This is a genomic window from Kluyvera georgiana (genome assembly GCF_050990895.1).
GTDB classification, from domain to species: domain Bacteria; phylum Pseudomonadota; class Gammaproteobacteria; order Enterobacterales; family Enterobacteriaceae; genus Kluyvera; species Kluyvera georgiana.
Genome location: NZ_CP158865.1, coordinates 4,848,931 through 4,861,339 on the forward strand (window position 1 = coordinate 4,848,931; position 12,409 = coordinate 4,861,339).

Annotated in this window: 11 protein-coding genes and 1 pseudogene; 8 read left to right on the top strand and 4 right to left on the bottom strand. The window is 56.1% G+C overall.

Annotated elements, in window-relative coordinates:
- Window positions 1–2: 2 nt before the first annotated feature.
- The gene (locus ABTW00_RS22920) at window positions 3–1,244 is read right to left on the bottom strand and encodes an MFS transporter (protein ID WP_064540532.1); all 1,242 of its coding nucleotides are present in this window, start codon (window positions 1,242–1,244) and stop codon (window positions 3–5) included.
- A gap of 57 nt (window positions 1,245–1,301) precedes the next feature.
- Window positions 1,302–1,379: pseudogene (locus ABTW00_RS22925) on the bottom strand (hypothetical protein); the annotation flags it as partial.
- Between the two features lie 97 nt (window positions 1,380–1,476).
- Here ABTW00_RS22925 and ABTW00_RS22930 point away from each other — a divergent pair.
- Window positions 1,477–2,472: a LacI family DNA-binding transcriptional regulator gene (locus ABTW00_RS22930; RefSeq protein ID WP_065357284.1), complete on the top strand. Its 996-nt coding sequence runs from the start codon at window positions 1,477–1,479 to the stop codon at window positions 2,470–2,472.
- A 290-nt stretch (window positions 2,473–2,762) separates the two neighbouring features.
- Here the strand turns inward: ABTW00_RS22930 and rpmE are convergent, their stop codons facing one another.
- Entirely contained in the window at window positions 2,763–2,975 is a 213-nt protein-coding gene (gene rpmE / locus ABTW00_RS22935; protein ID WP_035892364.1) for a 50S ribosomal protein L31, read from the bottom strand.
- A 321-nt stretch (window positions 2,976–3,296) separates the two neighbouring features.
- Here rpmE and priA point away from each other — a divergent pair, with 321 nt between their 5' ends.
- From priA to rraA, 7 genes are all read left to right on the top strand, one after another.
- Window positions 3,297–5,492: a primosomal protein N' gene (gene priA / locus ABTW00_RS22940; RefSeq protein WP_433637814.1), complete on the top strand. Its 2,196-nt coding sequence runs from the start codon at window positions 3,297–3,299 to the stop codon at window positions 5,490–5,492.
- Between the two features lie 150 nt (window positions 5,493–5,642).
- Window positions 5,643–6,665 carry a DNA-binding transcriptional regulator CytR gene (gene cytR, locus ABTW00_RS22945; protein WP_064540376.1) on the top strand — a complete coding sequence of 341 codons (1,023 nt, stop codon included), beginning with the start codon at window positions 5,643–5,645 and terminating at the stop codon, window positions 6,663–6,665.
- 98 nt (window positions 6,666–6,763) lie between these two features.
- Complete coding sequence (ftsN, locus tag ABTW00_RS22950; protein ID WP_074398698.1) at window positions 6,764–7,735, top strand: cell division protein FtsN; 972 nt, start codon at window positions 6,764–6,766, stop codon at window positions 7,733–7,735.
- A gap of 90 nt (window positions 7,736–7,825) precedes the next feature.
- Window positions 7,826–8,356 carry an ATP-dependent protease subunit HslV gene (gene hslV / locus ABTW00_RS22955; protein WP_064540381.1) on the top strand — a complete coding sequence of 177 codons (531 nt, stop codon included), beginning with the start codon at window positions 7,826–7,828 and terminating at the stop codon, window positions 8,354–8,356.
- 9 nt (window positions 8,357–8,365) lie between these two features.
- Window positions 8,366–9,700 carry an HslU--HslV peptidase ATPase subunit gene (hslU, locus tag ABTW00_RS22960; RefSeq protein WP_065357286.1) on the top strand — a complete coding sequence of 445 codons (1,335 nt, stop codon included), beginning with the start codon at window positions 8,366–8,368 and terminating at the stop codon, window positions 9,698–9,700.
- Window positions 9,701–9,768: 68 nt separating this feature from the next.
- Window positions 9,769–10,695 carry a 1,4-dihydroxy-2-naphthoate polyprenyltransferase gene (menA, locus tag ABTW00_RS22965; protein WP_064540385.1) on the top strand — a complete coding sequence of 309 codons (927 nt, stop codon included), beginning with the start codon at window positions 9,769–9,771 and terminating at the stop codon, window positions 10,693–10,695.
- Window positions 10,696–10,787: 92 nt separating this feature from the next.
- Window positions 10,788–11,273, top strand: a complete 486-nt coding sequence (gene rraA / locus ABTW00_RS22970; protein WP_035892355.1) for a ribonuclease E activity regulator RraA — start codon at window positions 10,788–10,790, stop codon at window positions 11,271–11,273.
- An 82-nt stretch (window positions 11,274–11,355) separates the two neighbouring features.
- On the opposite strand, the gene pfkA is transcribed toward rraA, so the two are convergent.
- Window positions 11,356–12,318, bottom strand: coding sequence for a 6-phosphofructokinase (gene pfkA / locus ABTW00_RS22975; RefSeq protein ID WP_064540394.1), 963 nt, complete (start codon window positions 12,316–12,318; stop codon window positions 11,356–11,358).
- Between the last annotated feature and the right edge of the window lie 91 nt (window positions 12,319–12,409).

Below are 12,409 nucleotides of genomic sequence, written 5' to 3' on the forward strand. Positions count from 1 at the left end.
GTTCAGACAGCAGAAGATTTTGTCAGCAGCGGCTCGGAAGCCGGTTTGCTGGCGCGTAATAGGAAGATGGAAATGAAGGTGGTGCAGAACACCAGCGCTCCCATAAACAGGTAGGATTCGGCAAAGCCATATTTTTCATAGCTATAGCCCGCAAGCGGTGACAGTACGGTGGCGATAACCGAGCTGGTGCAGGCAAATCCCACCAGATACAGCGTGGAGGAGAGGCGTTTATCAAAGTTGGCGCTGTTGTATTTAAAGATGGAGACCAGCAGCACCGGCAGCTCTACGCCATGCAGCAACTTGGTGATGGAGATCAGCAACGGTCCTTCAACCAGCCCGGAAGACACCATGCGCAAGGCCATGATCATCCCTGCAAAAATCAGCCCGTTTTTCGCGCCAATGCGATTAACCAGCCACGGCGCGCAGAACATCCCTGCCGCTTCAAGGAACACCTGGAACGAGTTCAGGTAGCCGTACATGGCGTTCCCTTCCTGCAGCGTCGGGAACTGTGAGGAGAAGTAGACCGGGAACTGCTGATCGTAGACGCCATAAATGCAGGTTCCGACCACGAAAAAGACCAGAGCCCAGAAGCGCGGTAGCGTCAGCAGACGCAGGGCGTCTTCCAGCTTAATGTTGCTCTTCTCACCCTCTGTTGAAAGCGCCTGCGTATCACCCGGTACTGATAGACGAACCAGCAGGAAGAAAAAGACCAGCCCCGAGCAGCTTGCCACCGCAAAGTTAAGCTGCGGGTTGATGTTAAATAGCAGTCCGGCAAAGAAGGTGGCGACGGCCCATCCCAGCGATCCCCACATCCGCGCTTTGCCAAACTCGAAATGCGTCTGGCGCGCCACGCGCTCAGTGTAAGATTCCAGTACACCGATCCCGCCGTTAAAGGTCAGCCCAATGTAGAGGCCGCCAAAAAGGCTGCCAATCAAGATGTTGATTTTCAGAAGGTAGCCAAAGAGCAAATATGCCGGGCCGGAGAGAATGAGCAGTACGGTGATATACCAGAGTAGGTGTTTACGTAGGCCCAGCTTGTCCTGAATAAAACCGTAGCAGATCTGCGCAAACAGCGCGGAAACCGACAGAACGGAGAAGATAATGCCCGTATCGCCTGGCTGTAGCCCCACCTCCTGGTGCAGCCAGATAGAAAGCAGCGAACCTGAAGAGGACCAGGTGACAAAAAAGAAAAACAGCAAGGCGCTAAGTAACAAGTAACTGCTGGAGTGATGTTCTTTCATCATAGCAATCTCATCGTGGGTTAACGCCATAATGGTAACGTTAACAAAAAGAGATTCTCATGTCATTTTGCTGCGATATCCGATGTTAATCACAAAAGTTAACGTTAACATTATAAAAATAAGATCATGATCAACTATTTCCTGCCGTAACGGGGAAGTAGAGTACGCTAGAATAACGCGCTATCCTTTTACATCAGTAAGTTAGTGGTTGTGTTGCAATCGTGGAGTCTGAAATATGGCATCTTTAAAAGATGTAGCGAAGCTGGCAAACGTCTCCCTGATGACGGTTTCTCGCGCCCTGAACAGCCCGGAGCGGCTCAAGCCGGAAACGCTGGCTCGCGTACAATCCGCTATTGCCCAAACGAACTATGTCCCCGATCTCTCCGCCAAACGTATTCGTGGCGCGCACGATACGCCGAAAACCATCGGCGTACTGGCACTGGATACGGTCACCACGCCCTTTTCGGTTGAGATCACGCTGTCGATTGAAGAGACCGCGCGCGCACACGGCTGGAACAGTTTCGTGGTGAATATGTTTTCTGACGATAGCCCGGAGGCGATTGTCGACCTGCTGCTCTCTCACCGTCCAGGCGGCATTATTTACACCACCATGGGCCTGCGTCAGGTGCCCATTCCCGCCAAACTGCTCACTCTGCCGTGCGTGCTGGCAAACTGTGAAAGCCTGAACGCTCCGGTCGCCAGCTTTATTCCGGACGATGAGCAGGGGCAATATGAAGCGGTGAAGGGGCTGCTGGCGGCAGGTTATACCCGCCCGCTGTGCCTACATCTGCCGGAAAATCATCTGGCTACCGTACGCCGCCGACAAGGTCTGGAGCGCGCCTGTCGGGAAGCGGGTATAAACCCTGATACGCTGACGCATTACTACATGGAGTACGGCGATGCGCACTATCGCGATATGCCAGCCAGAGTTCTGGCGCATATCAAGCAGGGTAAACCCCAGTTTGATTCGGTAATTTGCGGTAACGATCGCATCGCGTTTATGGTTTACCAGACGCTGCTGGCACAAGGGTTGAAGATCCCGCAGGACGTCGCGGTATTGGGTTACGACAATATGGTGGGCATTGGCGATCTGTTCCTGCCGCCGCTGTCGACGGTGCAGTTACCGCACTACGAGATTGGCCGACTCAGCGCGCTGCATATCATCAATGGCGACAAACATCGCGAGACGGTTCGCGTTTCCAGCCCGTGGCTACCCGGAGAATCGATATAAAAAAACCGCCGTTCGGCGGTTTTTTTGAATTTTTTCAGCGCGTTAGAACCGTGTTACTTCCGGATGCAGCTCAGACATTGAGATCAGGTAGGAAACAAAAACGTTTTTGATTGCAGTCAGCATAGTCACACCTTTACCCATAGTAATTTTGTGGTCGTTTGATGGGCAAATAATAAGCTTATCCGCGCTGTGGTGCAATATTTTTGTGATGCGCATCACAAAAATATTTGCGACTGACGAAATTCAGAGACAAAAAAAGCGCCCTGAGGCGCTTTTTTCTGCCAGGCAACTTACTTGCTGCCTGGAATGCTGAAACGCTTGTTGAAGCGGTCAACACGGCCACCGGTAGCAACATCACGCTGCTTGCCAGTATAGAACGGGTGGCATTTACCGCACACGTCCAGGTTCAGGTCGTGACCGACGGTAGAGCGGATCTGCATGACGTTACCGCAAGAACAAGTTGCAGTAATTTCTTCGTATTTCGGGTGAATATCTTTTTTCATGGGAAAACCTCGGTTAAGGCCGCGTCGCTCTTCCAGCCCTAACGCCAGACACCACGCGATGTTGATAGTATATATACTGCATCATTCAAGCCGCCTCGGCGTTGGCTGCGTTCGTTCACCCCAGTCACTTACTGATGTAAGCTCCTGAGGATTCACTCTCTTGCCGCCTTGATGCCGCTCGAATGATTTTGTCTATATGTTCCTGATGCCAAAATGCACCAAAGGCGGCGAATCATACAGAATTTGACCAGCAGATGCAAACTGATCCGCACCCCTACAATGTGTATACTGTCTCGCCAGATTTCAAGTCAGGAAGAAAACATGCCCGTTGCTCACGTTGCCCTGCCTGTTCCACTGCCCCGCACGTTCGACTACCTGCTGCCTGACAACCTCAGCGCCAAAGCGGGCTGCCGCGTGCGCGTGCCGTTTGGTAAACAAGAGCGCGTGGGGATTGTGGTGTCGGTCAACGAAAGCAGCGAACTGCCGCGCAATGAGCTCAAAGCGGTGATCGACGTGCTGGACGGCGAATCGATTTTCTCAACCTCGGTGTGGCGTCTGCTGCTGTGGGCCGCGGAGTACTATCATCATCCGATTGGCGACGTTCTGTTCCACGCCCTGCCCATTATGTTACGCCAGGGAAAACCGGCCAGCGCCGCACCACAGTGGTTCTGGTTTGCCACCGAGCAGGGGCAGGCGGTGGATATTAATAGCCTGAAGCGCTCACCAAAGCAGCAACAGGCGCTGGCGGCCCTGCGTCAGGGAAAAATCTGGCGTCACCAGGTGGCAGAGCTGGAATTTAATGAAAGCGCGATGCAGGCGCTGCGTACCAAAGGGCTGTGCGAGCTGGGTAGCCTGGCACCGGAAATTATCGACTGGCGCTCCGCTTATTCCGTTCCCGGCGAACGCCTACGCTTGAATACCGAGCAGGCCACCGCGGTTGGCGCGATTCACAGCGCCTCCGACGAATTTTCCGCGTGGCTGCTGGAAGGCGTCACCGGCTCGGGGAAAACCGAAGTCTACCTTAGCGTGCTGGAAAACGTGTTGGCCAAAGGCAAGCAGGCGCTGGTCATGGTGCCGGAAATCGGCCTGACGCCGCAGACCATCGCCCGCTTTCGCGAGCGTTTTAACGCTCCGGTGGAAGTCCTGCACTCGGCGCTCAACGACAGCGAGCGGCTGGCCGCCTGGCTGAAGGCGAAAAGCGGCGAGGCGGCGATCGTCATCGGCACCCGTTCCTCTCTCTTTACGCCATTCAAAAATCTCGGCGTGATCGTCATTGATGAGGAGCACGATAGCTCATACAAGCAGCAGGAAGGCTGGCGTTATCATGCCCGTGACCTCGCCGTATGGCGCGCCCACAGCGAGCAAATCCCGATTATCCTCGGCTCGGCCACGCCCGCGCTGGAGACCCTGCTCAACGTTCGCCAGCATAAATACCGTCTACTGCGCTTAACCCGCCGCGCGGGCAACGCGCGGCCGGCCACTCAGCACGTCCTCGACCTCAAAGGCCAACAGCTGCAGGCCGGGCTCTCCCCTGCCCTGATCAACCGCATGCGCCAGCATTTGCAGGCCGATAATCAGGTGATTTTATTCCTCAACCGCCGCGGTTTTGCCCCCACGCTACTGTGCCATGACTGCGGCTGGATTGCCGAATGCCCGCGCTGCGACAGCTACTACACGCTGCACCAGTCGCAGCACCATCTGCGTTGTCACCACTGCGACAGCCAGCGGCCTATTCCGCGCCAGTGCCCCTCCTGCGGCTCAACGCACCTGGTACCGGTCGGGCTGGGAACGGAACAACTGGAACAGGTACTGGCACCAATGTTCCCCGGCGTTCCGTTGTCGCGTATCGACCGCGACACCACCAGCCGTAAAGGGGCGCTTGAGCAACACCTTGCTGAAGTGCACCGCGGCGGCGCACGTATTTTGATCGGCACCCAGATGCTGGCGAAAGGGCACCATTTCCCTGACGTCACGCTGGTCGCACTGCTGGACGTCGACGGCGCGCTTTTCTCCGCCGATTTCCGCTCGGCGGAACGCTTTGCCCAGCTGTATACCCAGGTCTCTGGCCGCGCCGGACGCGCGGGCAAGCAGGGTGAGGTGGTGCTGCAAACTCACCATCCCGAGCACCCGCTGCTGCAAACGCTGCTGTATAAAGGCTACAACGCCTTCGCCGAACAGGCGCTGGCCGAACGCCAGACGATGCAGTTGCCGCCATACACCAGCCACGTCCTGATTCGCGCGGAAGATCATAACAATCAGCAGGCGCCGGTATTCCTGCAGCAGCTACGTAACCTGATACAGGCCAGCCCGCTGGCGGACGATAAGCTGTGGGTGCTCGGCCCGGTTCCTGCGCTGGCACCCAAACGTGGCGGCCGCTATCGCTGGCAGATTCTCCTGCAACACCCCTCTCGCGTACGTCTGCAACATATCGTTACCGGCACGCTGGCGCTCATCAACACGCTCCCGGAATCCCGCAAAGTGAAGTGGGTTCTCGACGTTGACCCGATAGAAGGTTAATTCAGAGTTGCGAGCGGGATCGTGAAATCAAACAATCATCACACTTTTGATGAAAATTCTGTAACAGATCCCCCTAACTATCTGATAAAAGTGTGTCAGATGTCAGGCCACAAAGGACGTGCCTGCGCCAGTCAGTGAGGAGAGAATCAGGTGAAGGCTAAAAAACCGGTTGTTGCCGCAACCATGAAAGATGTCGCCCTACAGGCTAATGTCTCTACGGCAACCGTATCCCGTGCATTGATGAACCCTGAGAAGGTTTCGCAGGCTACCCGTAATCGCGTGGAGCAGGCGGCGCTGGAGGTCGGGTATCTTCCGCAAATGCAGGGCCGCAACATGAAGCGTAATGAGTCGCGCACCATCCTGGTGATTGTTCCGGATATCTGCGATCCCTTCTTTAGCGAAGTGATCCGCGGGATCGAGGTGACAGCGGCGGCGCAAGGCTATCTGGTGCTGATTGGCGACTGTGCGCATCAGAATCAGCAGGAAAAAACCTTCATCGATTTAATCATCACCAAACAAATTGACGGCATGCTGCTGCTCGGCTCCCGTTTGCCGTTCGACGCCAGCATTGAAGAGCAGCGCAACCTGCCGCCGATGGTGATGGCCAACGAATTCGCCCCGGAGCTGGGCCTACCGACGGTCCACATCGACAACCTCACTGCCGCCTTCGACGCCGTTAACTATCTTCACGAGCTGGGCCATCAGCGCATCGGCTGTATCGCCGGGCCGGAAGAGATGCCGCTATGCCACTACCGCCTGCAGGGATACGTTCAGGCGCTGCGCCGCAGCGGGATTACCGTTGACCCTCACTACATTGCCCGCGGCAACTTCACCTACGAAGCGGGCGCCAGCGCGTTGGAACAGCTGCTGGCACTGCCCAAGCCGCCGACGGCCGTATTCTGTCACAGCGATATTATGGCGCTGGGCGCGCTCTCCTGGGCCAAACGCCAGGGTCTGAAAGTGCCGGACGATCTGTCCATTATCGGCTTCGATAACATTTCGCTGGCCGAATTCTGCGACCCACCGTTAACCACCGTCTCTCAACCGCGTTTTGATATTGGCCGTGAAGCCATGCTGCTACTGCTAAACCAGCTCAGCGGGCAGTTTGTTGATAGTGGTTCCCGTCTACTCGACTGCGAACTGATCGTTCGCGGCAGTACAAGCAAAATTTGATGTAAAGCCGGGCGCTTTAGGACTTGCTTGTCTGGTCAAAGCCCCGTCGCTTAAGTAACATGTCGGGCTAACTAACGGAAAAAGACAGCGAAACGATAGTGGCACAACGAGACTATGTACGCCGCGGCCAGCAGGCACCTTCGCGGCGCAAGAACAGCGCTTCACGGAATACACGGAAAAAGCAGAGTAACTTTCCGGCAGTCTCTCCTGCCATGGTGGCAATTGCTGCCGCGGTAGTGGTCGCTTTTATCGGCGGTTTGTACTTCATCACGCATCATAAAAAAGAAGACGCCGAATCCCTGCAAAGCCGCCAGATGACCGGTAACGGCCTGCCGCCGAAGCCGGAAGAACGCTGGCGCTATATTAAAGAGCTGGAAAGCCGCCAGCCGGGCGTACGTGCGCCAACGGAACCGTCCGCGGGCGGGGAAGTCATCAACCCGAATCAGCTTACCGACGAACAGCGCCAGCTGCTGGCACAAATGCAGGCGGATATGCGTCAGCAGCCCACGCAGCTAACCGAAGTGCCGTGGAACGAGCAGACGCCAGCGCAGCGCCAGCAAACGCTGCAACGCCAGCGTCTTGCCCAGCAAGCGCAGCAGCAGTCACAACAGCAGCAGTGGACGCAAACGCAGCCGGTACAGGCACCGCAAACCCGCACCACGCAGCCGGCGCAGCAGCCACGTCAAACGCAGACTCAGCAGCAGCCGAAAGCCGTTGCGTCGAACTCGCCGTACCAGGATCTGCTGCAAACACCGGCCCACACGGCTTCACAGCCTAAAACCCAGGCCGCTGCACCGGTAACGCATGAAACGACGCCGCCGAAGGCGACCGAGAAAAAAGATGAACGCCGCTGGATGGTTCAGTGTGGTTCCTTCAAAGGTGCCGAACAGGCGGAAACCGTCCGCGCTCAGCTGGCGTTTGAAGGCTTCGACTCGAAGATCACCACCAACAACGGCTGGAACCGCGTGGTCATCGGCCCGGTGAAAGGTAAGGATAACGCCGACAGCACCATCGCCCGTTTGAAGATGGCGGGTCACGGAAACTGCATCAGGCTCGCTTCAGGGGGTTGAAACCCCCAAAAACCCCCCCCATCTATACTTACATTCTGCCCCGTACGCGGTACGGGGCCACTCTATCCGTATTGGTAAAGGGGTCTGCTCGTGACAACAATAGTAAGTGTTCGCCGTAACGGCAACGTCGTCATTGCCGGGGATGGTCAGGCCACGCTGGGCAATACCGTCATGAAAGGCAACGTGAAAAAAGTTCGCCGTCTGTACAACGACAAAGTGATCGCCGGTTTTGCGGGCGGTACTGCGGACGCCTTCACGCTGTTCGAACTGTTTGAACGTAAACTGGAAATGCACCAGGGTCACCTGGTTAAAGCCGCCGTGGAGCTGGCGAAAGACTGGCGTACCGACCGTATGCTGCGCAAACTCGAAGCGCTGCTGGCCGTGGCCGATGAAACCGCTTCGCTGATCATCACCGGTAACGGTGACGTTATTCAGCCGGAAAACGACCTGATTGCCATTGGCTCTGGCGGCCCCTATGCCCAGGCCGCGGCCCGTGCGCTGTTGGAAAATACCGATATGAACGCGCGTGATATCGCGGTGAAAGCGTTGGATATTGCAGGTGATATCTGCATTTATACCAACCACAACCACACCATTGAAGAATTACCGTCTAAGGCGTAAGGATCTCCCATGTCTGAAATGACCCCACGCGAAATTGTCAGCGAACTGGACAAACACATCATCGGCCAGGACGCCGCGAAGCGCTCCGTCGCGATTGCCTTACGTAACCGCTGGCGTCGTATGCAGCTGGATGAAGAGCTGCGCCACGAAGTCACGCCGAAAAACATTCTGATGATCGGCCCAACCGGCGTCGGTAAAACCGAAATCGCCCGTCGTCTGGCCAAGCTCGCCAACGCGCCGTTCATCAAAGTTGAAGCCACCAAGTTCACCGAAGTGGGCTATGTGGGTAAAGAAGTTGACTCCATCATCCGCGATCTGACCGATTCGGCGATCAAGATGGTGCGCGTACAGTCGATCGAAAAAAACCGCTACCGTGCGGAAGAGATGGCGGAAGAGCGAATTCTCGACGTGCTGATCCCGCCGGCAAAAAATAACTGGGGCCAGGCTGAGCAGCAGTCTGAACCGTCGGCAGCGCGTCAGGCATTCCGCAAGAAGCTGCGTGAAGGCCAACTTGACGACAAAGAGATTGAAATCGATCTCGCCGCTGCGCCGATGGGCGTAGAAATCATGGCGCCTCCGGGTATGGAAGAGATGACCAGCCAGCTGCAGTCCATGTTCCAGAACCTGGGCGGCCAGAAGCAGAAACCGCGTAAGCTGAAAATCAAAGATGCGATGAAGCTGTTGATTGAAGAAGAAGCGGCGAAGCTGGTCAACCCGGAAGAGCTGAAACAGGACGCCATTGACGCGGTTGAGCAGCACGGCATCGTGTTCATCGACGAAATAGACAAAATCTGTAAGCGCGGCGGTAACTCCTCCGGCCCGGACGTTTCTCGTGAAGGCGTTCAGCGCGATCTGCTGCCGCTGGTTGAAGGCTGCACCGTCTCCACCAAACACGGCATGGTCAAAACCGACCATATCCTGTTTATCGCTTCCGGCGCGTTCCAGGTGGCAAGCCCGTCAGATCTGATCCCTGAACTGCAGGGCCGTCTACCGATTCGCGTTGAGCTGAAAGCGCTGACCACCCAGGACTTCGAGCGTATTCTGACCGAACCAAACGCCTCCGTGACCGTGCAGTACAAAGCGCTGATGGCCACCGAAGGGGTGAACATTGAGTTCACCGAGTCCGGCATCAAGCGCATTGCCGAGGCGGCATGGCAGGTCAACGAAACCACCGAAAACATTGGTGCGCGTCGTCTGCATACCGTTCTCGAGCGCCTGATGGAAGATATCTCCTACGACGCCAGCGATCTCAATGGCCAGAGCATCACAATTGATGCGGAATACGTGAGTAAACATCTGGATGCATTGGTCGCAGATGAAGATCTGAGCCGTTTTATCCTATAATCGCGGTCACTGCATTTTCATCTTTAATTGATGGGGCTGAAAAGCCCCATTTTTATTGGCTGATTACTATGACAAATACACCTGTAAGCCGCACTCAGGCCTGGCTGGAAAGCCTGCGTCCCAAAACATTGCCTCTGGCCTGCGCGGCGATTATCGTCGGCACCACCCTCGCCTGGTGGCAGGGCCACTTTGACGCGGGCGTCGCCGTGCTGTCGCTGATCACCGCCAGCCTGCTGCAAATTCTCTCTAACCTCGCCAACGACTACGGCGATGCGGTGAAAGGCAGCGACAAGCCGGACCGCATCGGCCCGCTGCGCGGGATGCAAAAAGGAGTGATTACCCAGCAGCAGATGAAGCGCGCGCTGATTATCACCGTCGGCTTGATTTGCGTCTCCGGCCTGGCTCTGCTGTTCACCGCGTCCCAGACGACCGGCGACTTTATCGGTTTCCTGGTGCTGGGGCTGCTGGCGATTATCGCCGCCATCACCTATACCGTCGGCACGCGCCCGTATGGCTATATCGGCCTTGGCGATATTTCAGTGCTCATCTTCTTCGGCTGGTTGAGCGTTATCGGTAGCTGGTACTTACAGACTCACAGCCTGAGCAGCGCGATTATCCTACCCGCCACCGCCTGCGGCTTGCTGGCCACGGCGGTGCTGAATATCAATAATCTGCGCGATATCGACAGCGACCGTGAGAACGGCAAAAATACGCTGGCAGTGCGTTTAGGGCCGGTTAACGCCCGCCGCTATCACGTTTGCCTGCTGATGGGTACGCTGGTGTGTCTGGCGCTGTTTAACCTCATCTCCCTGCACAGCCCGTGGGGCTGGCTGTTTATCCTCAGCGCACCGCTGCTGGTGAAACAGGCCCGCTACGTGGTGCGTGAACGCTCGCCGCAGGCGATGCCGCCGATGCTGGAAAAAACGGTGAAAGGCGCGCTGCTGACTAACCTACTGTTCGTCATTGGGATTGTGCTCAGCAAGACGTTCGCTTAACTGACAAATATCAATTAACAATTGATGATTTTGCCAACAATGCGTAGAGCGCGATATACTAAAATCACTCGCAGCAACTGAGCGTTAATCCTATGAAATACGATACTTCCGAGCTTTGCGACATCTACCAGGAAGATGTCAACGTAGTAGAACCCCTGTTCTCTAACTTTGGCGGACGGCTGTCGTTCGGTGGGCAAATCATCACCGTGAAATGTTTCGAGGATAACGGGTTGCTGTACGATCTGCTCGAACAGAACGGCCGTGGCCGCATTCTGCTGGTCGACGGCGGCGGTTCTGTCCGCCGTGCGCTGATCGACGCCGACCTCGCCCGTCTGGCCACTCAGAACGAGTGGGAAGGCATCGTGGTGTACGGCGCGGTGCGTCAGGTTGATGATTTAGAAGAGCTGGATATCGGCATCCAGGCTATTGCCGCCATTCCGGTCGGCGCAGCAGGTGAAGGCATCGGCGAAAGCGACGTGCGCGTCAACTTCGGCGGCGTGACCTTCTTCTCCGGCGATCATCTCTATGCCGATAACACCGGCATTATCCTGTCGGAAGATGCGCTGGATATTGAATAAGCGCCCTGAACCTGTAAAAAAGCCTTCTCAATGAGAAGGCTTTTTTTTCGCTTAAATCTGCCCGTTTCCGGGCAAATGTGAATTAGTACAGCTGCTTAGCGCATTCCAGCCAGTCACCTTTAAACGGACGTTTCATGTTTTCGATCGCGTCGATGATGTCATGGTGAACCAGTTTTTCGTTCTGAATGCCGACGCAACGACCACCAAAGCCCTGCTGCAGCAGTTCAATGGCATACGCGCCCATACGGGATGCCAGGATACGGTCGTAAGGCACCGGGGAGCCGCCGCGCTGGATGTGGCCCAGAACGGTTGCGCGCGTTTCACGGCCAGTTTCCGCTTCGATAAAGTGCGCCAGCTCGTCAACATCACACATGTGTTCGGTAATCGCGACGATGGCATGTTTCTTACCTTTTGCGATGCCCGCTTTGATTTCTGCCACCAGGTCGTCACGTTTGAATTCGATTTCCGGCACCACGATAAACTCGCAGCCGCCCGCGATAGCTGCCGCCAGAGTCAGGTCACCGCAGTAGCGGCCCATCACTTCAACAACAGAGATACGCTGGTGAGAAGAAGAAGTATCACGCAGACGGTCAATCGCTTCTACCACGGTACTCAGCGCGGTGAAGAAGCCGATGGTGTAGTCAGTGCCTTTGATATCGTTGTCGATGGTGCCCGGCAGACCGATGCACGGGAAGCCCATTTCGGTCAGACGCATAGCGCCCATGTAGGAACCGTCACCACCGATAACCACCAGCGCATCAATGCCGCGTTTTTTCAGGTTCTCGATAGCCACGTTACGGACGTTTTCGTCGCGGAATTCCGGGAAGCGCGCGGAGCCGAGGAAGGTGCCGCCACGGTTGATCATGTCGGACACGCTGTAACGGTCAAGCGGGACCATGCGGTCTTCATACAGGCCCAGATAACCGTCGTAAATGCCCATCACTTCCAGGCCTTCCGTCAACGCCGCGCGCACCACGCCGCGAATCGCGGCGTTCATGCCTGGCGCATCACCGCCACTTGTCAACACACCGATTTTCTTAATCATGACTACCTCTGAACTTAGGAATGCTAAAAATTAATTCTTCTGCCCGAAGCGCTCCCACAATTGGGGGAGAGAACGACTCTATGTAGAGATA

What these genes read in the sequence shown, in the direction of transcription:
- ABTW00_RS22920 (WP_064540532.1), bottom strand. Translation starts at nt 1,244, where the DNA reads ATGATGAAAGAACATCACTCCAGCAGTTACTTGTTACTTAGCGCCTTG.
- ABTW00_RS22930 (WP_065357284.1), top strand. Translation starts at nt 1,477, where the DNA reads ATGGCATCTTTAAAAGATGTAGCGAAGCTGGCAAACGTCTCCCTGATG.
- rpmE (WP_035892364.1), bottom strand. Translation starts at nt 2,975, where the DNA reads ATGAAAAAAGATATTCACCCGAAATACGAAGAAATTACTGCAACTTGT.
- priA (WP_433637814.1), top strand. Translation starts at nt 3,297, where the DNA reads ATGCCCGTTGCTCACGTTGCCCTGCCTGTTCCACTGCCCCGCACGTTC.
- hslU (WP_065357286.1), top strand. Translation starts at nt 8,366, where the DNA reads ATGTCTGAAATGACCCCACGCGAAATTGTCAGCGAACTGGACAAACAC.
- menA (WP_064540385.1), top strand. Translation starts at nt 9,769, where the DNA reads ATGACAAATACACCTGTAAGCCGCACTCAGGCCTGGCTGGAAAGCCTG.
- rraA (WP_035892355.1), top strand. Translation starts at nt 10,788, where the DNA reads ATGAAATACGATACTTCCGAGCTTTGCGACATCTACCAGGAAGATGTC.
- pfkA (WP_064540394.1), bottom strand. Translation starts at nt 12,318, where the DNA reads ATGATTAAGAAAATCGGTGTGTTGACAAGTGGCGGTGATGCGCCAGGC.